The following is a 26,570-nucleotide window of genomic DNA, read 5'->3' on the forward strand; positions in this document are numbered from 1 at the left end:
GGAGAGGGGGAGCCGTGCGCAACACGACGGCTCCCCCTTCCCCTGCCCGCCGCACGGTCGACGTCCGCGACTGGGTCGGGGGAGTGCGCCTCTCGGCGTTCTCCGGCATAATGCTGGGGCTCGTCGTGCTGGCCGCGTTCGCACTCGTCCCGACTCTCGGCACGTACCTCGATCAGCGGCAGCAGATCGCCGCGCTGCAGGAGAGCGTGCGGTTGAGCGAGGAGCAGGTGGTGGCCCTCGAGGCCGAGCGCGACCGGTGGGCGGACCCCGCCTACATCACCTCCCAGGCGCGTGAGCGGCTCTACTACGTCCAGCCCGGCGACGTCGTCTACCTCGTGGACGACGACCTGCCGCAGGGCGTGATCCCGCCCGAGCAGGCCCCCGTCAGCGAGGACGTCGAAGAGACGACGGGCGACTGGATGACGCAGTTCGTGCGCTCCGTCGCGAACGCCGGCCTCGCCCGCACCGTCGCCGTCGGCGGCTGACCTCGCCGGCCGGCGCGGCATGCGCGACCCAGCGTCCCGCCAGGCGACGGCCGGTACCCTGGAGGGGTGCCCCCTCTGACGCCTGCGACACCCGCCGACCTCGACGTCATGCGGGAGCAGCTGGGTCGCCCCATGCGCGGTGTCGTCGGCATCGCGGCGCGGTGCGTGTGCGGTAATCCCACGGTCGTGGCGACGGAGCCGCGGCTTCCGGACGGCACCCCGTTCCCGACGTTCTACTACCTGACGCACCCCGGGGCGACCGCGGCGATGTCCGCCCTCGAGGCCACGCAGGTGATGCGGGAACTGGCCGACGAGCTGGCCGGTGATGAGCAGCTGCAGGCGGAGTACGCGGCCGCGCACGCCGCGTACCTCGCCGATCGTGCCGCCTACGGGGAGGTGGAGGAGATCGCGGGCATCTCCGCCGGCGGGATGCCGACCCGTGTGAAGTGCCTGCACGCGCTCGCGGGTCACGCGCTGGCCGCGGGCCCCGGGGTGAACCCGATCGGGGACCGCGCGCTGGCCCGCGGCGACTGGTCACCGGAGCGCTGCACGTGCGCCCACCCGCGGACGGCGACGTGACGGGGCGCGTGACGCGGCTCGCCGCCGCGCTCGTCGTGTCGCTCGCCCTGGGTGTCACGACCGTCGGGGCGACCGCCGCCGCCGCCGCGCCGGTCGGCGAGCGGCCCGGGACCGCCCAGACCGACCCGATCCGCGCGGCCGAGTACTGGCTCGACGACTACGGCGTGCGCGAGGCCTGGAAGACCTCCCGGGGCAAGGGCGTCACGATCGCCGTCATCGACACCGGCATCGGCCGCACGCCGGTCGAGTTCGCCGGTGCCGTCACCGGCGGCAAGGACTTCTCCGGCGTCGGCTCGCCCGACGGCCGCACGCCCGTCGGCGCCGTCGACGCGAACCACGGCAGCTGGGTGGCGTCCCTCGCGGCGGGGCGCGGCACGAGTGCGGATGCCGGCATGATCGGCGTCGCGCCGGAGGCGAGCCTGCTGTCGCTGTCGATCGGCTTCGGCGCGTCGGCATCCGTGCCCTTCGTCGACCAGGTCGCCGACGCGATCCGCTGGGCCGTCGACAACGGCGCCGACATCATCAACATGTCGTTCACGACGAACACGCTGGACTGGGACGAGAGCTGGGATGACGCGTTCCTCTACGCGTTCGAGCACGACGTCGTCGTGGTCGTCGCCGCCGGCAACAAGGGGAGCGGCACCGACATCGTCGGCGCTCCCGCGACCATCCCGGGCGTGCTCACGGTCGCCGGCGTCGACAAGGCCGGCAACGCCAGCCGCGAAGCCTCGACGCAGGGCATCACGATCGGCATCGCGGCGCCCAGCGAAGAGCTCCTCGGCGTCTCCGCCGACGGCCAGATGGTGCTGTGGAACGGCACGAGCGGCGCGGCACCCATCGTCGCGGGGATCGCCGCACTCGTCCGCTCCGCACACCCCGACCTGGACGCCCCCAACGTCATCAACCGGCTCATCCGCACCGCCAAGCAGGTGCCCGGGGTGACGCGGCTTCCGAGCGCGCTGTACGGGTACGGGCTCATCGACGCCGCCGCCGCAGTGGAGACGCCGGTCGCGGCCGTGAGCGCCAACCCGATGGGCAGCCTCAGCGAATGGATCCGGGTGTTCCGGAGGGCGGAGGCAGCACCGGCGCCGACACCCACGGTCGCCCCCGTGGAGATCCCGCCGCTGCCCGCCGCGGACCCCGTCGCACAGCCCCGTTCACCGCTGCTGCCGAGTCCCGAGACGCTTCGCTACGGGACGGTCCCGCTCGTGGCCGGAACCCTGGCGGCTATAATGGTGGCGCTCGGCGTCACCGCTGCTGTCCGACGCATCAGATCGGCGCGCGACTCGCGTACGCCGAGCCGTTGATACAAGGAGTTCTTCCGACTGTGACTAGCACTGTGCCCAAGATTCTCATCGTCGGAGGCGGCTATGCGGGGTTCTACACCGCCTGGAAGCTCGAGAAGCACCTGCGCAAGGGCGAGGCCGAGGTCACGATCGTCGACCCGCTCTCGTACATGACCTACCAGCCGTTCCTGCCGGAGGTCGCGGCCGGTGAGATCGAGGCGCGCCACGTCATCGTCGGGCTGCGCCGTCACCTGAAGAAGACCCGTGTCGTCACGGCGAAGGTGACCGGGATCGACCACGCGAACCGCGTCGCGACGATCACGCCTGAGATCGGCGACTCCTGGGAGGAGCCGTACGACCAGATCGTCGTCACGGCCGGTGCCGTCTCGCGCACGTTCCCGATTCCCGGCATCGCCGACAACGCGATCGGCCTCAAGACGATCGAGGAGGCCGTCGCGATCCGCGACCGCATCCTCACGAACTTCGAGCGCGCCTCCAACCTGCCCGCGGGCCCCGAGCGCGACCGCCTCCTCACCGTCGTCGTCGTGGGCGGCGGTTTCGCCGGCATCGAGGTGTTCGCCGAGGTCCGTGCGCTGGCATCCTCGCTGCTGAAGGACTACCCGCAGCTGCGCTTCGAGGACACGCACTTCCACCTCATCGAGGCGATGGGGCGCATCATGCCCGAGGTCTCGCTGAAGACGAGCGAGTGGGTCCTGAAGGACCTCGCCAAGCGCGGCGCGTACGTCCACCTGGACACGCAGGTCACCGGCGCCGTCGACGGCAACGTCGAGCTCTCCACGGGCGAGGTGCTGCCGACCGACCTCATCATCTGGACCGCGGGCGTCATGGCCAACCCCACCGTCGTGCGCGGCAGTGACCTGCCCGTCGAGGAGCGCGGCCGCATCCGCACCCGCGCCGACCTGCGGGTCGGCACGCCGGAGGAGATCGTCGAGGGCGCCTGGGCGGCCGGCGACGTCTCCGCCGTCCCCGACCTCACCGGCGGCGGGGTCGGCGGGTACTGCGTGCCGAACGCCCAGCACGCCGTACGCCAGGCGAAGCTTCTCGCGAAGAACCTCGTCGCCGTCCTCCGCGACGAGCTGCCCAACGAGTACGTCCACAAGAACCTCGGCGCCGTGGCCGGCCTCGGGCTCTACAACGGCGTCTTCCAGTCCGGCAAGATCGCGCTCAAGGGCTTCATCGCGTGGGTCGCGCACCGCGGCTACCACGGCCTGGCGATGCCGTCGTGGGAGCGCAAGTTCCGCGTCGTCGGCGACTGGTGGCAGAACTTCTGGCTGACGCGCGACAACGTGTCGCTGCAGACGGTGCAGAACCCCCGGTACGTCTTCGAGGAGTTCGCCGCGCGTCCGCGTCCGGCGGCGCCCGAGGCTCCGGCCGTCGCGCCGGAGAAGAGCAGCCCGGCCAAGAAGGCCCCCGCCGGGAAGCTCCCCGCCACGGCGAAGTCCGCCGGCTGACCGGCTAGCGTGGTGGCGTGACCGGCGGTGACGCCACCACGCCCCCATAGCCCAATGGCAGAGGCAGGCGACTTAAAATCGCTTCAGTCTGGGTTCGAGTCCCAGTGGGGGCACGTCACCGCCTGAGGATCCGTTCGCGCGGCGGGACTGTCCGACTCCCGACGCCCGGAGTACCCTCACGACCATGGTCGATGAGGATCCCGTGTCGACGAACCCCGAGCATTACCGCACGCTGTTCGAGAACGACGTCGTCCGCGTCCTGGAGTACCGGGACGAGCCGGGGGATCGGACGACGCCCCATGTCCATCCGAACAGCGTCATGGTGACGCTCAGCGAGGTCCGGCGCCGGCTCACGACGGAGGCCGGACAGCGAGACGTCGACATTCCCGCGCATCGGGCGGTCTGGCTCGCGGCTCAGCGTCATGCGGGCGAGAACATCGGGCAGACGACGACGCACGCGATCTTCGTAGAGCTGAAGGGCTCCGCCGCCGGCGACGCCGGGCCAAGTGCCCTCGGTCCGGATCTCTGAGCGGGGAGCTCATCGACACGGGTGACCGGCATCCCCGACGCACGGTCCGAGATCATCATGCGGCGCCTACGAGGGCGTGTGGCGGATGGCGTACGTGCGCGGCCCCGAGGGGATCATCGTGGCGCTCGCGGAGCGCCTCGGCTGACGGGCGGCGCTCAGTCGTACCCGAGGACGACGCACACGGCCGTTTCGGTCGAGGGCTCCTGGGATCGCGGGGGGTCGGTCTGGTCCACGAGTGCGACGATACCGGGCGGTCCCCCTCGGATGCGGGATGCACGCGCCGTGCAAATGGCCCCGCCGCGCCGTCCCGCCCGGGCGGTAGTGTGGCCGCACGGACATGTCCGACACCCGGGACCACCGCGGGTGGGACCCGGTCCGACCCGCCCCCACCGCCGCACCGCCGAGGAGCCCCCCCGCCATGAGCCTCGACCTCCTCGGCCGACCCACCGGCGCCGAGCCGTGGACGCAGCCCGCGGACTACTGGGCGGCCCGGACGGCGGCGATCTCCGACCTGTCCGGACCCATCGCGACGATCGATCTCGACGCGCTGCGCTACAACGCCCTGGACCTCGTGATCCGCTCCAGCGGCGTTCCCATCCGGGTGGCGAGCAAGTCCATCCGGGTGCGGGAGGTGCTCGCCGCGACGCTCGCCCTCGCCGGGTACCGCGGCATCCTCGCGTTCACGCTGCCGGAGGCGCTCTGGCTCGCCGAGACGCACGACGACGTCGTGCTGGGCTACCCGAGCGTCGATCGCGCCGCGATCGCCGCGCTGGCCGCCGACGAGGTCGCGGCCGCCCGCATCACGCTCATGGTCGACGACCTCGCCCAGCTCGACCTCATCGACGCCGTCGTGCCGGCGGGGCGGCGCCCCGCGCTCCGGGTCGCGATCGACGTCGACGCGTCCTGGCGGGCCCCGATCCTGGGGCACATCGGCGTCCGGCGCTCGCCCGTGCACGATGTCGCCGACGTGCAGCGCCTCGCGCGCGCGATCGTCCGGCGGGAGGGGTTCTCGCTCGTCGGCCTCATGATGTACGAGGCGCAGATCGCCGGACAGCCGGATGCCGCAGGCTCCGGTGACACCGTCGTGCGGTGGATGCAGCGGCGCTCCGGCCGCGAACTCGGCGAACGGCGCGGGGAGATCGTCGCGGCGCTGCGGGGCATCGCGCCGCTCGCGTTCGTCAACGGCGGCGGCACGGGCTCCCTCGAATCCACGGCATCCGACCTCGCCGTCACCGAGACGACGGCCGGCAGCGGCCTGCTCGCGGGGCACCTCTTCGACGGCTACCGCGCCTTCACGCCGGCGCCCGCCGCGGCGTTCGCCCTCGAGGTCGTCCGCAAGCCCGCGCCGGACATCGTCACGGTCCTCGGCGGCGGCTGGATCGCCTCCGGCCCGGCGCTCGCCTCCCGCCAACCGCTTCCGGTCTGGCCGGAGGGCCTGCAGACCCTCGGCCGGGAGGGCGCCGGCGAAGTGCAGACGCCGCTCCGCGGCGAGGCGGCCCGGGGGCTCACCGTCGGCGACCGCGTGTGGTTCCGGCACGCCAAGAGCGGAGAGCTGTCGGAGCGCGTCGACCGGTTCCACCTGGTGGCCGGCGGCGCACGCGTCGGCGAGGTCCCCACGTATCGAGGCGAAGGGAAGAGCTTCCTGTGACACGACCCGGCGGCACCTGGGAGAACTGGGGGCGCACCGAACGGGTCCGCCCGGTGCGCGTGGAATTCCCCTCCACGGTGGCCGCGGTGCGCCGCTCGGTGAGCGCCGCGGCGGCGCGGGGACTGCCCCTCAAGGCCATCGGCGCGGGGCACAGCTTCAGCGGCATCGCGGTGGCGCCGGGCGTCCTGCTCGACCTGGCCGACCTCTCCGGCCTCGTGCACGTCGACCGTGAGCGCGCCCGCGTGCGCCTCCTCGCCGGCACGCGGCTGCAGCGCATCCCGGCGCTGCTGAAGCCGTACGGGCTCGCCATGCCGAATCTCGGCGACATCGACCGCCAGTCGATCTCCGGCGCCATCTCGACCGGCACGCACGGGACGGGGCTGGGCTTCGGCGGCATCGCCACGCAGGTCGTGGCCGCGACCCTCGTGACAGCCGACGGCGCGCTGCTCACGGTCTCCGAGGACGAGAACAGCGAGCTCCTCCCCGCCGTCGCACTGAGCATCGGCGCCCTCGGCGTGCTCGTGGACGTCACGCTGCAGTGCGTCCCCGCGTTCGGCCTGCGCGCCGTGGAGCGGCCCGAGCCGATGGCCGACGTCCTGGGCGCCCTACCCGCGCGGGCGGCGGCTGCGGACCACTTCGAGTTCTACTGGTTCCCGCACACGGATGCCGCGCTCACGAAGACCAACACGCGGCTGCCCGGTGACGAGCCGGTGGCCCCGCAGCATCCCGTGCGCGCGTGGATCGACGACACCCTTCTCGGCAACACCCTCCATCAGGCCGTCTGCTCCCTGGGGCGAGCGCTGCCCCCGCTCGTCCCCACGATCAACCGCGTCTCCGCCTCGGTATGGGGGAACCGCACCTACTCCGACCGTTCGCACCGCGTGTTCGCCACCTCGCGTGGCGTCCGCTTCCGCGAGATGGAGTACGCCGTCCCGCTGGACCGGCTGCCCGACGCCTTCCGGGCTGTGCAGCGCGTCATCGCCGACCACGGCTGGCGGATCGAATTCCCCGTCGAGGTGCGCACGGCCGCCGCCGACGACCTGTGGCTGTCGACGGCGCACGCCCGCGCGTCCGGGTACATCGCCGTGCACCGCTACGCGAAGGTGGACCCGGCCGCCTACTTCACCGCCGTCGAGGAGGTCCTCTTCGCCCACGAGGGACGTCCGCACTGGGGCAAGATGCACACCCTCGACGCCGCCGAGCTGCGGGATCGCTACCCCCGGTTCGACGACTTCGTGGCGCTCCGCGACCGCCTCGATCCCGCCCGCCTCTTCCGCAACGTCTACCTCGACCGCGTCCTCGGTGGGTAACGCCTGGGAGTACCCGGGCGGGAGTGGGGCGCCTGTCGTCCCGGTGGCTAGGATGAACAACATATCGATGGGAGTGCTATGGAATGGCTGATCCCGGTAGTCATCGTCGTCGGTCTGATCGTGATCGTCGGGATCTACCTGTGGGCCACGTACAACTCGCTGGTCGCGCTCAACGTGCGCGTGGACGAGGCGTGGAGCGACATCACGGTGCAGCTCAAGCGTCGCGCCGACCTGCTGCCCAACCTCATCGAGACCGTGAAGGGCTACGCGGCTCATGAGAAGGCCGTCTTCGAGAACGTGACCCGTGCCCGCGCGGAGACCCTCGCCGCCGGCTCACCGGCCGACGCGGGCGTCGCCGAGGGCCACATGCAGCAGGCCCTGAAGTCGCTGTTCGCGGTCGCCGAGGCGTACCCGCAGCTCCAGGCCAGCCAGAACTTCCTTCAGCTCCAGCAGTCGGTCGTCGACACGGAGGACAAGATCCAGGCCTCGCGCCGGTTCTACAACGGCGGCGTGCGCGAGCTGAACACGAAGATCAAGGTCTTCCCGAACAACCTGTTCGCCCGCAACCTCGGATTCTCCGAGCGGGAGTTCTTCGAGGTCGTCGACGGCGCCGCCATCGCGGAGCCGCCCCGCATCCAGTTCTGACGCCGGCGCGGCGGAGTCCGGGTCGGGATGCGGCACCTCACCGCCGTCGATGCGCGGCGGATCGCCGTCGCGGCGCAGCTGCTCGACGATCACCGGCCCGCCGGGATCGTGGAGACCATCTACGCGCTCACGTCGGTCAACATCGACCCGGCCGCCACCATCGCGCCCAGCGCCGACCACATCCTGTGGAGCCGCTTGTGGTGGCCCTATCAGCACGCCGATCTCGTGCGCGCCGTCGAGGTCGACCGGGACGTGTTCGAGTGGCGCGGGGCCTACCGCATCATGAGCGATCTGCCGCTCCTGCGCCACGAGATGGCGGCGTCCCCGCGCTATGCGCAGCCGCGGGAGTGGCTGAGGGTGAACGAGTCGTTCCGCCGCGAGGTGCTCGCGCGCCTGCGCGACGAGGGTCCCCTCCGCGCCGCGCAGATCCCGGACACCGCGCAGGTCTCGTGGCGCTCGACCGGCTGGACGCACAGCCGCAACAGCACGCAGATGCTCGAGATCCTCGTCGCGAACGGGCAGGTCGCGGTGTCCTCCCGGGACGCGAAGGGCCGCGTGTTCGACCTCGCCGAGCGTGTGTATCCGGCCGGGCTCCCGGACATCCCACCCGCCGACGCCGCCCGCGAGCGGGCGGAGCGCCGGCTCGGCGCCCTCGGCATCGCCCGTGCGAAGGCGCTCGTCACGGCGGAGGAGGACGTCGATCCCGCGACCGTGGGGGAGGAGGCGGTCGTCGACGGAGTCGACGGGACGTGGCGTGTGGATGGGGCAGCGCTCGAGCGCCTCGACGGCTTCGCCCCGCGCACCGCCCTCCTCTCGCCGATGGATGCGCTCGTCTTCGACCGCGAGCGCCTGCTGGCCCTCTTCGGCTACGAGTACCTCCTGGAGATGTACAAACCCGCGGCGCAGCGCCGCTGGGGCTCCTTCGCCCTCCCGATCCTGCACGGCGACCGCTTCGTCGGGAAGCTCGACGCCAAGACCGATCGCCGAGCGGGCGTGCTCCGCGTCCATGCCGTGCACGAGGACACGCCATTCGACACGGCCACGGCCGAGGCCGTGGACGCCGAGATCGCCGAGCTCGCCCGGTGGCTCGGGGTCGAGGTCGTCGGTCGCTGACCCCGGCCCGGCGGGGCATCCCGCATTCCCGACAGGGAACGTGAGCACGCCTAGACTGACGAGGTGACCGGTCCAGAAGACAAGCCCCGCGGCGGCTTCTTCGATGCTCTGCGCCCCCGGACCGTGATCTCCGACGCCGCCGACAGCGTCCCCCGGGGTCTCCGCGTCGCATCCGCCTACTCCTGGCGCTTCCTCCTCATCGCCGGCGCGATCGGCGTCGCGATCTGGCTCGTCATCCAGCTGAAGCTCCTCGTCATCCCGCTCCTCGTCGCGATCCTCGTGACGGCGCTCGTGTGGCCCGCGTTCGGCTTCCTGCTGCGGGCGCGCTTCCCGCGCTGGCTCGCCATCGTCATCACGGTCCTCGGCACGCTCGCCATCGTCACGGGCCTCATCTGGCTCGCCGTGTGGCAGATCACACGGGAATGGTCCGCCGTCCAGGCCCGCACGGTCGGCGCCGTCGCCGATTTCCGCCAGTACCTCATCGCCGGACCCCTGCACCTCACGCCCGCGCAGATCGACGACCTCCTCGATCAGGGCTGGGCCCTCCTGCAGGAGCAGGCATCCCTCCTCTGGTCGGGGGCGCTCGCGATCGGCTCGACCGTGGGTCACGTCGCGACCGGTGCGCTGCTGACGCTCTTCATCCTGCTGTGCGTCCTCGCCGACGGCGCCGGGATCTGGCGCTGGACCGTGCGCCTCTTCCCCCAGCGGGCGCGGCCGGCCGTCGACGGCGCCGGCCGGGAGGGCTGGGTCACGGTCGTCAACTACGCCCGCACGCAGCTGCTCGTCGCGACGATCGACGCCACCGGCATCGGCCTCGGCGCGTTCCTCCTCGGCGTGCCGCTGGCGATCCCCGTCGCCGTCCTGGTGTTCCTCGGCGCGTTCATCCCGTTCGTCGGCGCCGTCATCACCGGCGCCCTCGCCGTCTTCCTCGCCCTCGTCTACAACGGGCCGTGGATCGCCCTGTGGATGCTGATCATCGTGCTCGGCGTGCAGCAGATCGAGGGTCACATCCTCCAGCCGCTCCTCATGGGATCCGCCGTCAAGGTTCACCCCCTCGCGGTCGTGCTCGTCGTCGCCGGCGGCGCCATGATCGCCGGCATCCCCGGCGCCCTCTTCGCCGTGCCGCTGGCCGCCTTCTTCAACGTCGTCTGGATCTACCTGTCCCGCCGCGGGTGGGAGACGGGCCTGCGGCCACCCCCGGACGACCTCATCTGGAGCACCGTTCCGCGCAGCAGAAAGGCCCCCGCGTGACGGAGGTAGTGAACATGACCCATCCCACCCTGGCGGAGTTCGAGGACGCGGCCGCGCTGCTGCGCGACGTCATCGTGCACACGCCCCTGGAGGATTCCGAGCACCTCTCCGACGTGCTCGGGGCCCCCGTGCACCTCAAGCTCGAGAACCTGCAGCGCACCGGGTCGTTCAAGATCCGCGGCGCCGTCTACCGGCTCTCCCGCCTGACACCGGAGGAGATGGCGCGCGGCGTCGTGGCGGCGTCCGCGGGCAACCACGCGCAGGGGGTCGCCCTGGCGGCGCAGAAGCTGGGCATCCCCGCGACGATCTTCATGCCGCTCGGCGTGCCCGTGCCGAAGCTGCTCGCGACCCGGGGGTACGGCGCGGAGGTGATCCTCGAGGGTGCGACGGTGGAGACCCCGCTGCGGCTCGCGGCGGAGTTCGCCGAGCGCACCGGCGCGATCCTCATCCCGCCGTACGACCACCGCGACATCATCATCGGCCAGGGGACGCTCGGCCTCGAGCTCATGGACGAGGTGCCGGGCCTCGACACCCTCGTCGTGGGAATCGGCGGCGGGGGACTCATCGCCGGGGTCGCGGCGGCCGTGAAGGCCCGCGCCGCACAGGAGGGCCGCACCGTCCGTGTCATCGGCGTGCAGGCGGAGAACTCCGCCGCCTACCCCGCCTCGCTCGCCGCCGGCACCCCGCTGGAGGTCGCGACGACACCGACGATCGCCGACGGCATCGCCGTCGCCCGCCCCGGCGACATCCCGTTCGAGATCATCCGGGATCTCGTCGACGAGGTCGTCACGGTCACCGACGACGACATCGCCCGGGCCCTGCTCGTGCTCCTGGAGCGCGCCAAGCAGGTCGTCGAGCCGGCCGGCGCCGTTGGGGTCGCGGCGATCCTCGCCGGCAAGGTGACGGCGACCGGACCCACCGTCGCCATCCTCTCCGGCGGCAACATCGACCCCCTGCTGCTGCAGCGGGTCGTCGCGCACGGCCTCGCGGCATCCGGTCGGTACATGACGCTGCAGGTGCCGCTGCCCGATCGTCCCGGTCAGCTCGCGCGTGTGTCGGAGCTGCTCGCGATCGCCGGCGCGAACGTCATCGAGGTGCTGCACACGCGGCACGGCCAGGGGATGCAGATCAGCGAGGTCATCCTGCAGCTGAGCGTGGAGACGCGCGGCGAGGAGCACCGCGCGCAGGTGATCTCGATCCTGCAGGATGCCGGCTACGCGCCGCGCGTCGTGCGGGACTGACGCCTACTGCCCGGTGTAGGTCTCGACCTTGACGACCTCGACGGCGATCTCCCGGCCGTTGGGCGCCGTGTAGGACGTCTTCTCGCCCTCCTTGAGCCCGAGGATCGCGGCGCCCAGCGGGGAGGCCTCGCTGTAGACGTCGAGGTCGGAGACGCTCGCGATCTCCCGGCTGCCGAGGAGGAAGACCTCCTCGCCGCCGGCGACGACGGCTGTGACGACGGTGCCGGGCTGCACGACGCCGCCCGCCTCGGGGGCCTCGCCGACCTTCGCGTCCTTCAGCAGCTGCTGGAGCGTCCGGATGCGGGCCTCCTGCTTGCCCTGCTCGTCCTTCGCGGCGTGGTAGCCGCCGTTCTCCTTGAGGTCGCCCTCCTCGCGGGCGGACTCGATGCGCTTGGCGATCTCCTCGCGGCCCGTCGTCGACAGGTGCTCGAGCTCGGCGGCGAGCCGGTCGTAGGCGTCCTGAGTGAGGAAGGGGGCGTTGCTGTCGCTGGACACGTCATCTCCTTGCGTCGCGGGGCGTAAACCGAACGCCCCGGCAAGCAGCCGGGGCGCGAAGGTGGGTCTCAGACTACGGGATCCAGCAGGAGGTCGCCAATCCCGTCGTCGCCTCGGCGGTCGTCGGGATGTCCTCGCTGAAGGCGCGGCTGCGGGTCGGCTCCGCGGCGTATTCGATCACCCGCCAGCCCACGACGCCGTGCTCCTCGTCGCGTGCCTCCACGGCGCAGGCGAAGGCGGTGTCGGGGTCGGCCGTCACCTGGAACGTCACCGTGACGCGGTGGGCGTCATGCACGACGAAGCCGGTCGTGTCGTAGTCGACCGAGTCGGCGGCGCTGCTCCAGGTCGTCCACGCGACGTAGCCGAACAGCGCCGCGGCCACGAGCCCGATGACGACCCAGCGGGCGCGCCGCGACCCCGGGCGGGAGCGCCCGTAGCGGTCGGCGAGCTTGCGGTCGATCGCGGCGGTGGTCATGCGGCATCCGATCTAGGCTGGGATTCCAGGCTATTCGCTTGCGACGAGGAACGAGGACCCATGGACGTGCTGATGTGGCTGGCGACGACTCCGACCCCGTCGGGGACCTCGGGCGTCGACCCGGAGGACGTCACCCCCGGTTTCATCGGCTTCGTCGCCATCGCGGTGATCGCGGTCGCCGTGGTCTTCCTGCTGATCGACATGCTGCGCCGGATCCGCCGCGCGGGGTACCGTGCCGACGTCAACGAGCAACTGGATGCCGAGGAGCAGGCCGCTGCGGAGGGCCGCGCCGCCGACCGCGCCACCGACGTCGACGACCAGGACGTCGACCCGGCCCGCTGACGGCGGGGTCAGCCGCCGAGCGACGGGACGACCGGGTCCAGCACGATGAGCAGGCTCGCGGTCCAGTGGCACAGGAACGCGAGCACCGTGCAGACATGGAAGATCTCGTGGAAGCCGAAATGGCCGGGCCACGGGTTCGGCTTCTTCAGGGCGTAGACGATGGCCCCGGCCGTGTAGAGCAGGCCGCCGACGACCACGAGGAGCATCATCGCGACGTTCGCCTGCAGCAGGTCGCCCATGTACATGACGGCCGCCCAGCCGAGCAGCAGGTACAGCGCGACGTACAGCCAGCGCGGCGCGCCGATCCAGAAGACGCGGAAGAGGATGCCGGCCAGCGCACCCGACCAGACGAGGATCAGCAGCAGGCTGCCCTTCTCGGGCGGCAGGGCCAGCACGGACAGCGGCGTGTACGTCCCGGCGATGAGCAGCAGGATGTTGGCGTGGTCGATGCGCTTGAGGATCGCCTTGGTACGGGGGCCCCAGTCGAAGCGGTGGTAGAGGGCGGAGTTGCCGAACAGCAGGAGCGAGGACACCGCGAACACGACGCACGCCCAGGTCGCGGCGGCGCCTTCCGCAGCGAACACGAGGACGATGCCCGCGACGATCGCGACGGGGAACGTGCCGGCGTGGATCCAGCCGCGCCAGGTCGGCCGCAGCTCGACCTGGGCATCGACGGCCGCGGCTTCGATGAGCGGAAGCTCCGGCATCTCGGCGCCGGCGTCCGATGCAGGTCGGGTCACGGCCCGACTCTACGCGTCGGCGTATGCCTGCCACTACATACGGCGGACGGCGCGATAGCGTAGGGGGGTGACACGCTCAGGCGCTGCAGACGGACGGGGACTGCTCTACCGTCTCTACAGTTCCCGCCTGCGGCGCAGGCTCACGCCGGAGACCGTCCCGCACCACGTCGCGATGATGATCGACGGCAACCGCCGCTGGGCCCGCCAGGCCGGGTACCCCACCGCCGCCGACGGGCACCGCGCCGGGGCGGCCAAGATGCACGACTTCCTGCGGTGGTGCGATGACCTCGGCGTCCGCGTCGTCTCGCTCTACCTCCTCTCGACGGATAACCTCAGCAAGCGCGACTCGAAGGAGCTCGCCGATCTCATCGAGATCATCGCGGAGCTCGCCGACGAGCTCTCGCACGAACCGGGCTGGCGCGTCCAGCACGTGGGCCGCGCCGAGATCCTGCCCGCGGAGCTGGCCCGTGTGCTCGCGACGGCGCAGGAGCGCACCCGGGAGAACACCGGTCTGCACGTGAACCTCGCGGTCGGCTACGGCGGGCGCAGCGAGATCGTCGACGCCGTCCGGAGCATCCTCGCGCAGCACCACGAGAACGGCGGATCGCTCGAAGACCTCGCGGCGAACCTCACCCCCGAGCAGATCGGCGAACACCTCTACACGGTCGGCCAGGCCGATCCCGATCTCGTCATCCGCACGTCGGGGGAGCAGCGGCTCAGCGACTTCCTCCTCTGGCAGTCGGCGCACTCCGAGTTCTACTTCGTGGAGGCCCTGGGGCCCGACCTGCGGAAGGTCGACTTCCTCCGCGCCATCAGGGATTATGCCTCCCGCGACCGCCGCTACGGGGGCTGATCGCCGGACTCCGCGTGCCAGAATGGACATGTGAACGACCTGGAGCCCTACCTCGAGACCTTCGACGCGGAATCCGGGTATCTCAACTGGGCGTCCTTCGGCCCGCTCTCGCCCGCGGTCCGCGCCGAGGCGCAGGCCGACGCCGAGCTGCTCGGGACGGGCCGGCGCAGCGGCATCGACCTCGTCTCGTCCCGCGTCCCGGAGGCGCAGGGGCTCCTCGCCGCCCTGCTCGGCGTCGCCGCCGACGAGGTCACGCTGCAGCCGTCCACGACGCACGGCCTCATGCAGGCGCTGTACGGCGTCACCGGCGAACTGCTCCTCTCGCCGCGGGAGTTCCCCGCGCTGACCGTCACGGCTCGGCGCGCCGCCGACGCCCGCGGCATGCTCCGTGTGCACGACCTGCCGGGCGGCCCGGTCACGGCGGATGCCGTGCGCGAGGCGCTGACCGACGAGACCACGGCCGTCGCGGTCAGCCTCGTGGACTACCGGACCGGCTACCTCGCCGACCTGGCCGCGCTGCGCGACGTCATCGGCGACCGGCTCCTCATCGTCGACGCCGTGCAGGCCTTCGGTGTCGTGGAGGCCGACTGGACTGCCGCGGACGTCGTCTGCGGGAACGGCTACAAGTGGCTGCGCGCCGGCCGCGGAACGGGCTTCGCCTGGTTCTCCGCGCGCGCCCGAGAGCGCATCGAGCCGGTCCTGTCCGGGGTGGCCGGCATGGACGGCGATCTGTCCACCATCGGCGTCCCGGCTCCGCTGGGCACCGCCGCCGCGTACACCGTCTCGCCCGCTGACCCGCTCGCCGCCGCACGGCTCGCAACCGCGCTGCGCGAGATCCAGACCGCCGGGGTCGCCGGGATCGCGGCGCAGCTGCGGGAGCGGGCGCGCGACATCATGGCCCTCGCCGACCGCTACGGCGTGCCCGTCCTCACCGACCGCGAGCGTCACGCCGGCATCGTCGCGCTGGAACCCGAGCCGGCCGAGGCCGGGCATCTCGCCGCGGCGCTCGCCAACCACGGCGTCACGGCCACGGCGCGCGGCGGCACAATCCGCCTCTCTCCGCACATCGGCACCGGCGCGGACACGTTCCTGCTGCTGGGCGATGCGCTGGCCGAGGCCTCCGCGGCCCGCATGGCGCTGGAGGCGACCTCCGGCGCGACGGACGTCGTCGTCTCCGGAAGTTAACCTGCGCGCCACACGGCGCGGCGTGTCGCTTGCGCTGCGCGTCGCACCCCGGACGTACGGTCATCACATCGGGCATGGTGCCCGGTCGGGTCGGCCTCTCCACTGACTCGTGGCCAACGGTCGACTCGTGACTGCCGGGTGAAACCACCCGGGGCGGGAGTGGGTTGTGATCACACGAGCACCAGAGAAGCAGCGCCGTGTCACTCAGGAAGGCGCGTCCGCACACGGACGGGCCGCCGACCAGGATCTCCGCACGTATGTGCTGGACACCTCGGTCCTGCTGAGCGATCCGCGGGCCTTCTTCCGTTTCGCCGAGCACTCCGTCGTGGTCCCCGTCGTGGTGATCACGGAACTGGAGGGCAAGCGCCACGACCCGGAGATCGGGTACTTCGCGCGCCAGGCGCTGCGGCACCTCGACGAACTCCGGGTCGAGCACGGGCGCCTCGACTTCCCCGTCCCGGTGGGGGAGGACGGGACGCTCCGCGTCGAGCTCACCAACACCGATCCGACGGTCCTCCCCGCCGGCATGCGCCTGGGCGACAACGACACGCGCATCCTCTCCGTCGCGATGCACCTCTCCCAGGAGGGGCAGTCGGTCACGGTCGTCTCCAAGGACCTTCCCATGCGCGTGAAGGCCGCCTCGCTCGGCCTGCACGCGGAGGAGTACCTCGCCGAGCAGGCCGTGGACTCCGGGTGGACCGGGATCGCGGCGATCGACGTGTCGGGCGACGACGTCAGCGATCTGTACGAGAGCGAGGTGGCCTCCAGCGCCGACGTCATCGGGCTGCCGGTGAACACCGGCCTCGTGATCCACTCCGAACGGGGATCGGCCCTGGGCCGGGTGACCGGCGACGGGGAGTACCGGCTGGTCCGGGGGGATCGCGACGTCTTCGGGCTGCACGGCCGCTCGGCCGAGCAGCGCATCGCGATCGACCTGCTGCTGGACCCCGAGGTCGGCATCGTCTCGCTCGGCGGGCGCGCCGGGACCGGCAAGTCCGCCCTCGCCCTGTGCGCCGGGCTCGAGGCGGTCCTGGAGCGTCAGCAGCAGAAGCGGATCCTCGTGTTCCGCCCCCTGTTCGCCGTCGGCGGCCAGGAGCTCGGCTACCTGCCCGGCGACGCCCAGGAGAAGATGAACCCGTGGGGTCAGGCGGTCTTCGACACGCTCGGCTCCGTCGTCTCCGGCAACGTCGTCGAGGAGATCGTCGACCGGGGCCTCCTCGAGGTGCTGCCGCTGACCCACATCCGCGGACGCTCCCTGCACGATGCGTTCGTCATCGTCGACGAGGCGCAGTCGCTGGAGCGGAACGTGCTGCTGACGGTGCTGAGCCGCATCGGCCAGAACTCGCGGGTCGTGCTCACGCACGACGTGGGCCAGCGCGACAACCTCCGCGTCGGTCGCCACGACGGCATCGCGTCGGTCATCGAGACGCTCAAGGGCCACGGTCTGTTCGGGCACGTGACGCTCATGCGCTCGGAGCGCTCCGCCATCGCGGCGCTCGTGACCGAACTCCTCGAGGCCGCCGAGCTCAGCTGACCATCGGGAAGGCGGGATCCCCGGGGCGCCGCCCCGGGGATCCTTCCGTCAGTCCCAGCGGTACCCCTCGCCGCGCACCGTGACGATGTTGTCGGCGCCGAGCTTGGAGCGCAGGTACCGCACGTACACGTCGACGACGTTCGACCCGGGGTCGAAGTCGAGGCCCCACACGCGACTCAGCAGGACCTCGCGGGTGAGGACCTCGCCGGGGTGGCGGAGGAACTGCTCGGCGAGGGCGAACTCGCGCGCGGAGAGGTCCACATCGCGGCCGCCGACGCTCGCGTGCCGCCCCAGGATGTCCAGGGTCACGTTCCCGCGGGTGAGGATGACGGGCGCGGTGCTGGACGTGCGCTCCCGCAGGCGCGAGCGCACGCGGGCGAGGAGCTCGGCCACCGCGAACGGTTTCGGAACGTAGTCACTGGCGCCGGCATCCAGCCCTTCGATCGCGTCGCGTGTGGAACTGCGCGCCGTCAGCATGATCACCGGGATGCCGCTGCCCCGGGCGCGCAGGTGCCGCAGCACCTCGAACCCGTCCATGCTCGGCAGGCCGACGTCCAGCACGATGAGGTCGATGTCGCCCTCGAGCGCGCGGTCCAGGGCCGCTTGGCCGTCATCGGCGGTCACCGTCTCGTAGCCCTCGACGTGGAGGCCGCGCGTGACGAGCGAGACGATGTGCGGTTCGTCGTCGACGACGAGGATGCGTGTCATCCGGTGGCCTCTCTCTGTATGACGACGTCTCCAGCGCGCACGGGCGTCGGCAGTGCCGCCCGCGTGCCGATGGGGACTTCGAGGGTGAAGGTGGCTCCGCCACCCGGGGTGTCCGAGACGGCGCAGTGGCCGCCGTGCGCCTTGGCGATCGCGTCGACGATCGCAAGGCCCAGGCCCGACCCGCCGACGGCGCGCTTACCGGTCCCGCGGTCGAACCGACGGAAGATGCGGTGCCGCATGGCCGGCGGGATGCCGGGACCGTGATCGCGCACCCACAGCTGCGCGCCGCCGGCGTTCACGGCGCTGCCGACCTCGATGGCGGCACCCGCTGGCGTGTACTTCGCCGCGTTGTCGGCCAGCTGCAGCCAGGCCTGCAGCAGGCGGTCGGTATTGCCGCGGATGACGGCATCCGCCGTGTTCTCGACGCTCCAGGTGTGGCCGGGGATGACGCCGACGAGCTCGGACACGCGCTGCGTGAGGCTCGCGACGTCCACGTTGCCCATCGGGAGGCGGTCCATCTCCACGTCGGCGAGCAGGTCGATGTCGCCGATGAGCCGCGTCATGCGGTCCAGCTCCGCGATCCCGATCTCCCGGATGGCGGCGACGTCCTCCGTGTCGCTGGGGTCCATGACCTCGAGATGTCCGCGGACGATCGTGATCGGGGTCTTCAGCTCATGGCGGACGTCGTCGAGGAGGCGGCGCTGCGCGTCGAAGAACGTCTCCGCCGAATCGCCGCCGGTGGAGTCGGTGGGGTCCGCGGCGAACACCGCCCAGCCGACGATCCCGGTCACCACGACGCTCGCGGCGGCGACCGCCGCGTACAGCGCGACGGCCGCCCAGCTGATCGGCTGACCGATCACGGCGTGGACGATCCCGACGCCGAGCGCCGCCACGGCGTAGCCGGCGGACACGACGGCGAGCACCAGGCCGAGGGTGCGGGAGCGACGGGTATCGTCCGCCGGTGAGCGGTTCACACCTTGATTATCAACCAGGGTGGGTCATCGAGAGCAGATCCAGCTTTTCATCGAGCTGCGCCTCGGTCAGGTCGCCCCGCTCGAGGTAGCCGAGATCGATGACCGCCTCGCGCACGGTGATGCCCTTGGCGACCGAGTGCTTGGCGATCTTCGCGGCGGCTTCGTAGCCGATGAGCTTGTTCAGCGGCGTCACGATCGACGGCGACATGCCCGCGTACGCGGCGCTGCGCTCGAGGTTCGCCTCGAGCCCGTCGACGGTCTTGTCGGCGAGGACGCGCATCGCGTTGGAGAGGAGGCGGATCGACTCGAGGAGCGCCGTGCCCATGACGGGGATCGCGACGTTGAGCTCGAACGAGCCGGAGGCGCCGGCCCACGCGACGGTCGCGTCGTTGCCGATCACGCGTGCGCACACCATGAGGGTCGCCTCGGGGACGACGGGGTTGACCTTGCCCGGCATGATCGAGGAGCCCGGCTGCAGGTCGGGGATGTGCAGCTCACCGAGACCGGTGTTGGGACCGGATCCCATCCAGCGGATGTCGTTGTTGATCTTGGTCAGCGAGACCGCGATGGTGCGGAGGGCGCCGGACGCCTCGACGAGGCCGTCGCGGTTGGCCTGGGCTTCGAAGTGGTCCTTGGCCTCGGTGATGGGCAGCTCGGTCTCGGCGGCGAGCAGCGCGATGACCTTCTGCGGGAAGCCCAGCGGCGTGTTGATGCCGGTGCCGACGGCCGTGCCGCCGAGCGGCACCTCGCCGACCCGCGGGAGCACGGACTGCACACGCTCGATGCCGAGGCGCATCTGGCGGGCGTACCCACCGAACTCCTGGCCGAGGGTGACGGGGGTGGCGTCCATGAGGTGCGTGCGGCCGGACTTCACGGCGTCCTTCCACAGCTCCGCCTTGGCCTCCAGTGCCACGGCGAGGTGGTCGAGCGCGGGGATGAGGTCGTCGATGAGGGCCTGCGTCACGGCGATGTGCACGGAGGTCGGGAAGACGTCGTTGGAGGACTGGGACGCGTTGACGTGGTCGTTCGGGTGCACCGGGGCCCCGAGCTTCTGCGTCGCGAGGTTCGCGAGGACCTCGTTCATGTTCATATTCGACGACGTGCCGGAGCCGGTCTGGTACGTGTCGACGGGGAAGTGCTCGTCGTAGCGGCCGGTGATCACATCGTCGGCGGCGGCGGCGATGGCATCCGCGATGGCGCCGTCGAGGGTGCCGAGCTCCTTGTTCGCGAGGGCCGCGGCCTTCTTGATGCGCGCGAGCGCCGCGATCTGCGTCGACTCCAGGCCCTTGCCCGAGATGGGGAAGTTCTCCACCGCCCGCTGCGTCTGGGCGGCGTAGAGCGCATCCTTGGGAACGCGCACCTCTCCCATCGTGTCGTGCTCGATGCGGTACTCGATCTCGGCCATGGCGGTCACGTCCTCGTTTCCTGGGGTGGGGTGTGTGGGGAAAGGCGGGTCAGGCGGCGGAGCCGGCGATGCCGACCATCACGTCGGGCACGGCGGTGCCCTCGCCGAGGCGGTAGTTCGCCCCGACGATGCCGAGGCGTCCCGCGGCGACGGCATCGCTGATCAGTTCGGAGCTGTGCAGCAGCTCCGTCACGGTGTCGCGCAGGTGCTCGCGGCCGACCTCCTCGGCATCCACCGACTCCGGCGTGATGCTCTTGCCCGCCCCCGCGCGCAGCACGCGGCGAACGGCAGGGACGATCGGCGCGATCTGACGCCAGATGGCGGCCGGCAGATCGGGGGAGTCCAGCGATGCCGAGTCGATCGCGGCGCGGACGGCGCCGCACTCGTCATGGCCGAGCACGACGATGAGGGGCACATCGAGCACGGCGACGGCGTACTCGAGGCTCCCGACCACCGAGTCGGAGATCACCTGGCCGGCGTTGCGGATGACGAAGAGGTCGCCGAGACCCTTGTCGAAGATGATCTCAGCCGCCAGGCGCGAGTCGGCACAGCCGAAGAGCGCCGCGCGCGGCGTCTGAGTGTGCGCGAGCTCGTGACGGCGCTCGACGTCCTGACGAGGGTGGCGGGGCTCGCCGGCGACGAAGCGCGCGTTGCCGCGCTGCATCTCGGACCACACCTGGGCGGGGGTTGGGCGATCGGTCACGGCGTCTCCTCCTGCAGTCGGCGGACCTGGTCGGCGACGCCCTCCGCGGCGCGGGCCGCCGTGGCGGCGTCGGTCGCACCGTAGATGAGGACGGTGTCCCCGCCGGCGCGGGTCGCGAGGGCGTACGAGATGTTGTCGGCGCGGGCGGACGCGGGGATCTCGTAGACCTCCCAGTCGACGTCGTCGATCGCGATGTCACCCGAGGGCGCGAAGCCGCCGAGCGTCTGCGAGACCCACGTCTCGTCGACGCCGATGCCCTGCGCGACGCGCACGAAGCCCGTCGCCGGCGCGTACACGACGCGCCACACGCTGCCCTCCATCCGCGCCGAGTTGGCGCGCCAGTCGCCCGGCACCTCCGGGATCAGGAGGGGATGCTCGACCCGCTCCTGCGCCTGCGCGGCGGCGGCCGCGACATCGACGGGCTCCGGTTCGTCGAGTGACCCGCGGGGGACCGCGGCGATGATGACGGCGACGACGGCGAGGGTCACGAGGAGCGCGGTGATGAGGTTCCGGAACGTCTTGCTCGAGCGATAGGCCTGCGAGGACGCGGCCTTCCGGTCGGCGATCTCCTCGGGTGTCTCGGGGCGGCCCAGCTCGGCCACGATGCGTGGTGTCGTGGCCATCACGACACCACGTCGGCGGCGGGGCGGGACTCGTCGAGGCGGCGCTTGGCGCCGCGCAGCCACTCTTCGCAGCGGGCCGCGAGGGCTTCTCCGCGCGTCCACAGCAGGAGCGATTCCTCGAGCGTCGGAGCGCCCTGCTCGAGCTCGGCGACAACGCGCACGAGCTCGTCGCGGGCCTGCTCGAACGTGAGGCTCGAGACGTCGGCGGCGCCTTCGCTGGTCATGTCTTCCATCCTAGAGCGGCCTCGCGGACGCCTCGTCGACGGCGGCGGGGGTCGCGGACTCGGCGACCTCCCCCTCGGAGCGGGCGGCGAACGACCCGCGCGCGACCGTCACGACGACCGGCGCACCCGCCGGTGCCTGCGCCGCGTCGCGCAGGATGACGCCGTCACCGATGTGCGCGATGGCGTACCCGCGGGCGAGGGTCGCACCGGGGGAGAGCGCCCGCAGCGACGCGCGCAGCTCCGCCGTCGCCCGGGTGGCGGCATCCATCCGCCGGCGCGACTGGTCGCGGCCGCGGCTGAGCAGCGTCCACACCTCCTGTGCGCGGGCGGAGAGCATCGACTCCGGGTCGCGGAGGACCGGACGGGAGCGCAGCTGCTCGAGCTGGGCGATGTCGTGCGCGACGCGCTGCGTCAAGCGCGTCCGGGCGCGGCTGCGCAGCTGCTGCACGAGGGCGCGCTGCTCCGACACGTCCGGCACGACCCGTTTCGCGGCATCCGTCGGGGTCGACGCGCGGACGTCGGCGACGTCGTCGAGGAGGGGATGGTCGTTCTCGTGGCCGATGGCCGAGACGACGGGGGTGGATGCCGCGGCCACCGCCCGCAGGAGGCGTTCGTCGCTGAAGCCGAGCAGGGTCTGCGGGTCGCCGCCGCCGCGCGCGATGACGATGACGTCGACCTCGGGATCGGCATCCAGCGCGGCGAGGGCCGCGAGGGTCTCCGGGACGCACCGGTCGCCCTGCACGGCCGCGTGGATGGTGCGGAACCGCACCTCCGGCCAGCGCAGCTCGGCATTGCGGTGCACGTCCTTCTCGGCGTCGCTGCGTTCGCCCGTGATGAGGCCGATGACGTGCGGGAGGAAGGGCAGGGGACGCTTGCGGGCGGGGTCGAACAACCCCTCGGCGCGCAGTGTCGCGCGCAGTCGCTCGAGCCGCTCCAGCTGATCGCCGAGCCCCGTGTGCCGCATCGCGGAGACGGTGTAGCTGAACTCGCCGCTCTTGACGTAGTAGTCGCCCTTGACGCACGCGATGACGCGATCACCGACCGCGAGGTCGTCGGGGAGGCGCTGCAGCGTCGAGGACCAGAGCCGGAAGGAGATCGAGGCGTCGCCGGTGGCGTCCTTCAGACGGCCGAAGACGTGACCGCCGCGTTTGTTCCACGCCGTGATCTCCCCCTCGACCCACACCGCGCCCCAGCGCTGCACGAAGTCCCGGACCGTCTCGCCGAGACGCGAGACCGACGTCGGCGTCTGCGGTGACGAGTCGCGCGGGTGCACGGCATCCGGCGGCGGGGTCTCCCCGGCGGCAGCCTGGAACGACGTCATGAGCACCCTTCGGCCCGCGCTCAGCGGGGCATCCGTAGAATCGACGTGTGAGCACAACCGCCGTCCGTCTGCCTTCGCCCCGTATCCCGGGGCCCCGCGGGCGGCTCCAGGATAACCCCGTCAACGGACACAAGAAGATCCTGCTCGCCGCCCCGCGCGGCTACTGCGCAGGCGTGGACCGGGCGGTGATCGCGGTGGAGAAGGCGCTCGAGCGGTTCGGTGCGCCCGTCTACGTGCGCAAGCAGATCGTCCACAATATCCACGTCGTCACGGAGCTGGAGGCGCAGGGCGCCATCTTCGTCGAAGAGGTGGATGAGGTGCCGCCGGGCGCGCATGTCGTCTTCAGCGCCCACGGGGTCTCGCCCGCCGTCGTGACGGCCGCCGCCGACCGCGGACTGCAGGCGATCGATGCGACGTGCCCGCTCGTGACGAAGGTGCACCGCGAGGCCGTCCGCTTCGCACGGGACGATTTCGAGATCCTGCTGATCGGGCACGACGGCCACGAAGAGGTGGAGGGGACAGCCGGTGAGGCTCCCGAGCACATCACGGTCGTCAACTCTCCCGATCACGCCGATGTCGTCGAGGTGAAGGACCCCTCGAAGGTCGTCTGGCTCTCGCAGACCACGCTGTCCGTCGACGAGACCATGGAGACGGTGCGCCGGCTCCGGGTCCGCTTCCCGCAGCTGCAGGATCCGCCGTCCGACGACATCTGCTACGCGACGCAGAACCGTCAGGTCGCGATCAAGAAGGTCGCGAAGGATGCCGACCTCGTGATCGTCGTCGGCTCCGCCAACTCCTCGAACAGCGTCCGGCTCGTCGAGGTCGCCCTGGAGTACGGCGCGCAGGCGGCGTACCGCGTCGACTACGCGCACGAGATCCAGCAGTCCTGGCTCGACGGTGTCGAGACCGTCGGCGTCACGTCGGGCGCCTCGGTCCCCGAGGTCCTCGTGCGCGAAGTGCTCGACGAGCTCGGCGGCGCCGGCTACCGCGATGTCGAGGAGATCCGCACCGCGGAGGAGGACCTTCTGTTCTCCCTGCCCAAGGAGCTGCGGCAGGACTCGTCCGGGCGCCGTGACGAACGCGCCCTCGGCGGGCGGGTCAGCGGCCGTGCAGGCGAGGGAGAGGCCCCGGCGTGAGCACGCCGGAGGAGCCGCGCCCGCGCCCCCAGTACGGCGAGTACGCCACCCCGGAGGAGCAGCGGGCGCGCATCCGCCGACCCGAGCCCGCCGCGGTGCCGCAGGCGCCCGCGCCTGACCAAGCCCCCTACGTCCCGCACCCGCCGACACCGCGTCCCACCACGACGGCGGCGCGGCCTTCGCGGACGGCGGACCGGGTCATCACCCTGGCGCTCCTCGCCTACGGTCTCGTGACGGTGCTGACCGCCGTGCCGCAGCTGCTCGATTTCGCGGCGTTCGCGGAGGCGTGGATGGAGATGGCGGGGATCGAGGAGCAGTTCAGCAACACGGCGCAGGGTGCCCAGTTCGGCGCGATCGGCGCGGTCGTGTTCGCGGCCGGGTGGGTGCTGACGGCGCTGATCTCGTGGCGGTCGCTCTCCCGTCGCCGGCTGACCTGGTGGATCCCGCTCGTCGGCGCGATCGTCACCTTCCTCGCCGTGAGTTCCCTGCTGACGGTCCCGCTGCTCGGCGACCCGGCGATCGCCCGGCACTTCTCCGGCCTCGGCGGCTGAGCCGCGACCTCGAACAGGACGGAGCGCTGATCCGATGGCACATCTCCTCGCCGTGTGCGCCGTGCACCGGCTGCACCCCGACAGCGGGACCAACGGGGTGACCGCGATCGACAAGCGGCCCCTGGAGACGCCGGTGCGGATCGGACCCTACGGCGTCCGCAGCGATGTGCAGGCGAACCGCAAGCACCACGGAGGACTCGACAAGGCGCTCTACGCGTACGCGCAGGAGGACGCCGAGTACTGGGAGCGGGAGCTCGGCCGCGATGTGCCGCCGGGTCTCTTCGGCGAGAACCTGCGCACGACGGGCATCGACGTCAACGCCGCCCGCATCGGGGAGATCTGGCGGATCGGCGCGGTCGTGCGGGTCGAGGTCACGATGCCGCGCACCCCCTGCCAGACCTTCGCGCGCTGGATGGGCGGCGCCGAGCAGCGCGGCTGGGTCAAGCGCTTCTTCGCGGCGCAGCGACCGGGGCCGTACCTGCGGGTCGTCAAGGGCGGCACCGTGCAGGCGGGCGATGAGATCGTCGTCGAGCACCGGCCCGAGGAGGCACCGGCCCTCCTGGACGGCTATCGCGCGCCGTAGCGGACCGGACACGACGATGCCCCGACCGCCGGGGCCGGGGCATCGAGGTGGTGCGGGTCAGGCGCTGATCGAGTGCCCCGCCGAGCCGAGCTGCTGCGTCGCCTCGACGACGCGGGCCGCCATCGCCGTCTCGGCGATCTTGCCCCAGGCGCGCGGGTCGTAGGCCTTCTTGTTCCCGACCTCGCCGTCGACCTTCAGCACGCCGTCGTAGTTCTGGAACATGAAGCCCGCCACCGAGCGCGTGAAGGCGTACTGGGTGTCGGTGTCGATGTTCATCTTCACGACGCCGTTCGCGACCGCGAGGGCGATCTCCTCGGGGGTCGAGCCGCTGCCGCCGTGGAAGACGAGGTCGAGGGGCTTCTCGCCCGTGCCGAACCGCTGGGCGATGCCGGCCTGGATCTCGCCGAGCAGCTCCGGGCGGAGCTTGACGTTGCCGGGCTTGTACACGCCGTGCACGTTGCCGAACGTGAGCGCCGCGATCCAGCGACCCTGGTCGCCGAGGCCGAGCGCCTCGACGGCCTTCGCGACGTCTGCGGTCGTCGTGTAGAGCGCCTCGTTGGAGCCTTCGTGCTTGACGCCGTCCTCCTCGCCGCCGACGACGCCGATCTCGACCTCGAGGATGGCGTTGATGGCCTTCAGGCGGGGGAGCAGGTCCTTCGCGATGGCGACGTTCTCGTCGAGGGGTACGGCCGAGCCGTCCCACATGTGCGACTGGAACAGGGGCTCGCGACCGGCCTTGACCTCTTCCTCGGATGCCGCGACGAGCGGCAGGACGAAGTCCTCGAGGGCGGGCTTGGGGCAGTGGTCGGTGTGCAGCGCCACCGTGATGGGGTAGTTCTTGGCGACCTCGGTCGCGAACTTCGCGAACGCGATGGCACCGCGCGCGCGACCCTTGACGGTGTGGCCGGCGAAGTAGTCGGCGCCGCCGGTCGTGACCTGGATGATGCCGTCGGATCCGGCCTCGGTGAGTCCCTGGAGGACGGCGTTGATCGACTGCGAGCTCGCCGCGTTGATCGCCGGGAACGCGAAGCCACCGGCCTTCGCGCGGTCCAGCATCTCGGCGTACTGATCGGGGGTTGCGACGGGCATGTCAGCTCCTCATATGGGCATTGCGTGCGGTTCGGTGTTCCACGGTCACTCTAGCGAAGCGGGGTTGCCC

At 71.7% G+C, this 26,570-nt stretch carries 29 protein-coding genes and 1 tRNA gene; 19 read left to right on the forward strand and 11 right to left on the reverse strand.

All coding sequences use genetic code 11. The features are described 5' to 3' along the window. Nucleotides 1-14 precede the first annotated feature (14 nt). The 12 genes from BR85_RS02985 to ilvA all read left to right on the forward strand — a co-directional run bounded on the left by BR85_RS02985 (nt 15) and on the right by ilvA (nt 11,559). A complete protein-coding gene (locus BR85_RS02985; protein ID WP_028495184.1) occupies nt 15-485 on the forward strand; it encodes an FtsB family cell division protein in 471 nt (156 codons plus the stop codon). 108 nt (nt 486-593) lie between these two features. Next, nucleotides 594-1,064 carry a DUF501 domain-containing protein gene (locus BR85_RS02990; RefSeq protein ID WP_051526229.1) on the forward strand — a complete coding sequence of 157 codons (471 nt, stop codon included), beginning with the start codon at nt 594-596 and terminating at the stop codon, nt 1,062-1,064. Then, the gene (locus tag BR85_RS02995; protein WP_028495186.1) at nt 1,037-2,371 is read left to right on the forward strand and encodes a S8 family peptidase; all 1,335 of its coding nucleotides are present in this window, start codon (nt 1,037-1,039) and stop codon (nt 2,369-2,371) included. The genes BR85_RS02990 and BR85_RS02995 overlap by 28 nt, the downstream gene beginning before the upstream one ends. A 32-nt stretch (nt 2,372-2,403) precedes the next feature. Further along, on the forward strand, nt 2,404-3,822 hold the full coding sequence (locus tag BR85_RS03000) for an NAD(P)/FAD-dependent oxidoreductase (protein WP_028495187.1): 1,419 nt from the start codon (nt 2,404-2,406) through the stop codon (nt 3,820-3,822). A gap of 40 nt (nt 3,823-3,862) precedes the next feature. Then, nucleotides 3,863-3,935 (forward strand) — tRNA-Leu (locus BR85_RS03005). Between the two features lie 71 nt (nt 3,936-4,006). Beyond that, nucleotides 4,007-4,351 carry a cupin domain-containing protein gene (locus tag BR85_RS03010; RefSeq protein WP_028495188.1) on the forward strand — a complete coding sequence of 115 codons (345 nt, stop codon included), beginning with the start codon at nt 4,007-4,009 and terminating at the stop codon, nt 4,349-4,351. A gap of 418 nt (nt 4,352-4,769) precedes the next feature. After that, the gene (locus tag BR85_RS03015) at nt 4,770-5,999 is read left to right on the forward strand and encodes an alanine racemase (RefSeq protein ID WP_028495189.1); all 1,230 of its coding nucleotides are present in this window, start codon (nt 4,770-4,772) and stop codon (nt 5,997-5,999) included. After that, the gene (locus tag BR85_RS03020) at nt 5,996-7,309 is read left to right on the forward strand and encodes a D-arabinono-1,4-lactone oxidase (protein ID WP_028495190.1); all 1,314 of its coding nucleotides are present in this window, start codon (nt 5,996-5,998) and stop codon (nt 7,307-7,309) included. The genes BR85_RS03015 and BR85_RS03020 overlap by 4 nt, the downstream gene beginning before the upstream one ends. Nucleotides 7,310-7,387: 78 nt before the next feature. Then, entirely contained in the window at nt 7,388-7,954 is a 567-nt protein-coding gene (locus BR85_RS03025; protein ID WP_028495191.1) for a LemA family protein, read from the forward strand. A gap of 27 nt (nt 7,955-7,981) precedes the next feature. Further along, the gene (locus tag BR85_RS03030; protein WP_028495192.1) at nt 7,982-9,067 is read left to right on the forward strand and encodes a DNA glycosylase AlkZ-like family protein; all 1,086 of its coding nucleotides are present in this window, start codon (nt 7,982-7,984) and stop codon (nt 9,065-9,067) included. 63 nt (nt 9,068-9,130) lie between these two features. Further along, a complete protein-coding gene (locus tag BR85_RS03035) occupies nt 9,131-10,318 on the forward strand; it encodes an AI-2E family transporter (protein WP_028495193.1) in 1,188 nt (395 codons plus the stop codon). Nucleotides 10,319-10,332: 14 nt separating this feature from the next. Beyond that, complete coding sequence (gene ilvA / locus BR85_RS03040; protein WP_028495194.1) at nt 10,333-11,559, forward strand: threonine ammonia-lyase; 1,227 nt, start codon at nt 10,333-10,335, stop codon at nt 11,557-11,559. A gap of 3 nt (nt 11,560-11,562) precedes the next feature. Here ilvA and greA read toward each other — a convergent pair whose 3' ends face one another. Then, nucleotides 11,563-12,054, reverse strand: coding sequence for a transcription elongation factor GreA (gene greA / locus BR85_RS03045; protein ID WP_028495195.1), 492 nt, complete (start codon nt 12,052-12,054; stop codon nt 11,563-11,565). Between the two features lie 73 nt (nt 12,055-12,127). Further along, on the reverse strand, nt 12,128-12,529 hold the full coding sequence (locus BR85_RS03050; RefSeq protein WP_028495196.1) for a DUF4307 domain-containing protein: 402 nt from the start codon (nt 12,527-12,529) through the stop codon (nt 12,128-12,130). Between the two features lie 60 nt (nt 12,530-12,589). Here BR85_RS03050 and BR85_RS03055 point away from each other — a divergent pair, with 60 nt between their 5' ends. Further along, nucleotides 12,590-12,871, forward strand: coding sequence for a hypothetical protein (locus BR85_RS03055; protein WP_036272182.1), 282 nt, complete (start codon nt 12,590-12,592; stop codon nt 12,869-12,871). Nucleotides 12,872-12,879: 8 nt separating this feature from the next. Here BR85_RS03055 and trhA read toward each other — a convergent pair whose 3' ends face one another. Then, a complete protein-coding gene (gene trhA / locus BR85_RS03060; RefSeq protein ID WP_028495198.1) occupies nt 12,880-13,578 on the reverse strand; it encodes a PAQR family membrane homeostasis protein TrhA in 699 nt (232 codons plus the stop codon). A 100-nt stretch (nt 13,579-13,678) separates the two neighbouring features. Between trhA and BR85_RS03065 the strand changes: the two genes are divergently transcribed. From BR85_RS03065 to BR85_RS03075, 3 genes are all read left to right on the forward strand, one after another. Continuing rightward, the gene (locus tag BR85_RS03065) at nt 13,679-14,464 is read left to right on the forward strand and encodes an isoprenyl transferase (protein WP_028495199.1); all 786 of its coding nucleotides are present in this window, start codon (nt 13,679-13,681) and stop codon (nt 14,462-14,464) included. 30 nt (nt 14,465-14,494) lie between these two features. After that, on the forward strand, nt 14,495-15,649 hold the full coding sequence (locus tag BR85_RS03070; RefSeq protein ID WP_051526124.1) for an aminotransferase class V-fold PLP-dependent enzyme: 1,155 nt from the start codon (nt 14,495-14,497) through the stop codon (nt 15,647-15,649). A 166-nt stretch (nt 15,650-15,815) separates the two neighbouring features. Further along, on the forward strand, nt 15,816-17,183 hold the full coding sequence (locus BR85_RS03075; protein ID WP_028495200.1) for a PhoH family protein: 1,368 nt from the start codon (nt 15,816-15,818) through the stop codon (nt 17,181-17,183). Between the two features lie 48 nt (nt 17,184-17,231). Here the strand turns inward: BR85_RS03075 and BR85_RS03080 are convergent, their stop codons facing one another. Genes BR85_RS03080 through xseA form a run of 7 tightly spaced genes read right to left on the reverse strand, consistent with a single transcriptional unit; the run spans nt 17,232 to nt 23,141 of the window. Then, nucleotides 17,232-17,891, reverse strand: a complete 660-nt coding sequence (locus BR85_RS03080) for a response regulator transcription factor (RefSeq protein WP_028495201.1) — start codon at nt 17,889-17,891, stop codon at nt 17,232-17,234. Beyond that, nucleotides 17,888-18,865, reverse strand: coding sequence for a sensor histidine kinase (locus BR85_RS03085; RefSeq protein ID WP_028495202.1), 978 nt, complete (start codon nt 18,863-18,865; stop codon nt 17,888-17,890). The genes BR85_RS03080 and BR85_RS03085 overlap by 4 nt, the downstream gene beginning before the upstream one ends. A gap of 10 nt (nt 18,866-18,875) precedes the next feature. Continuing rightward, nucleotides 18,876-20,270 carry a class II fumarate hydratase gene (locus BR85_RS03090; RefSeq protein WP_028495203.1) on the reverse strand — a complete coding sequence of 465 codons (1,395 nt, stop codon included), beginning with the start codon at nt 20,268-20,270 and terminating at the stop codon, nt 18,876-18,878. 49 nt (nt 20,271-20,319) lie between these two features. Continuing rightward, nucleotides 20,320-20,934: a carbonic anhydrase gene (locus tag BR85_RS03095; RefSeq protein WP_166657795.1), complete on the reverse strand. Its 615-nt coding sequence runs from the start codon at nt 20,932-20,934 to the stop codon at nt 20,320-20,322. 35 nt (nt 20,935-20,969) lie between these two features. Next, nucleotides 20,970-21,596, reverse strand: a complete 627-nt coding sequence (locus tag BR85_RS03100) for a DUF4245 family protein (RefSeq protein WP_028495205.1) — start codon at nt 21,594-21,596, stop codon at nt 20,970-20,972. Beyond that, nucleotides 21,596-21,820: an exodeoxyribonuclease VII small subunit gene (locus BR85_RS03105; RefSeq protein ID WP_028495206.1), complete on the reverse strand. Its 225-nt coding sequence runs from the start codon at nt 21,818-21,820 to the stop codon at nt 21,596-21,598. The genes BR85_RS03100 and BR85_RS03105 overlap by 1 nt, the downstream gene beginning before the upstream one ends. A gap of 10 nt (nt 21,821-21,830) precedes the next feature. Beyond that, a complete protein-coding gene (gene xseA / locus BR85_RS03110; RefSeq protein ID WP_028495207.1) occupies nt 21,831-23,141 on the reverse strand; it encodes an exodeoxyribonuclease VII large subunit in 1,311 nt (436 codons plus the stop codon). 83 nt (nt 23,142-23,224) lie between these two features. Here xseA and BR85_RS03115 point away from each other — a divergent pair, with 83 nt between their 5' ends. The 3 genes from BR85_RS03115 to BR85_RS03125 are packed head-to-tail and all read left to right on the forward strand — an operon-like array spanning nt 23,225 to nt 25,411. Beyond that, nucleotides 23,225-24,277: a 4-hydroxy-3-methylbut-2-enyl diphosphate reductase gene (locus BR85_RS03115; RefSeq protein WP_371863051.1), complete on the forward strand. Its 1,053-nt coding sequence runs from the start codon at nt 23,225-23,227 to the stop codon at nt 24,275-24,277. Beyond that, nucleotides 24,274-24,828, forward strand: a complete 555-nt coding sequence (locus BR85_RS03120) for a DUF6264 family protein (RefSeq protein ID WP_028495209.1) — start codon at nt 24,274-24,276, stop codon at nt 24,826-24,828. The genes BR85_RS03115 and BR85_RS03120 overlap by 4 nt, the downstream gene beginning before the upstream one ends. A 34-nt stretch (nt 24,829-24,862) precedes the next feature. Next, the gene (locus BR85_RS03125) at nt 24,863-25,411 is read left to right on the forward strand and encodes an MOSC domain-containing protein (protein WP_028495210.1); all 549 of its coding nucleotides are present in this window, start codon (nt 24,863-24,865) and stop codon (nt 25,409-25,411) included. A 57-nt stretch (nt 25,412-25,468) separates the two neighbouring features. On the opposite strand, the gene fbaA is transcribed toward BR85_RS03125, so the two are convergent. Continuing rightward, nucleotides 25,469-26,500, reverse strand: coding sequence for a class II fructose-bisphosphate aldolase (gene fbaA / locus BR85_RS03130; protein WP_028495211.1), 1,032 nt, complete (start codon nt 26,498-26,500; stop codon nt 25,469-25,471). Between the last annotated feature and the right edge of the window lie 70 nt (nt 26,501-26,570).

This window comes from Microbacterium sp. UNCCL10 (assembly GCF_000746195.1).
Taxonomy (GTDB): domain Bacteria; phylum Actinomycetota; class Actinomycetes; order Actinomycetales; family Microbacteriaceae; genus Microbacterium; species Microbacterium saccharophilum.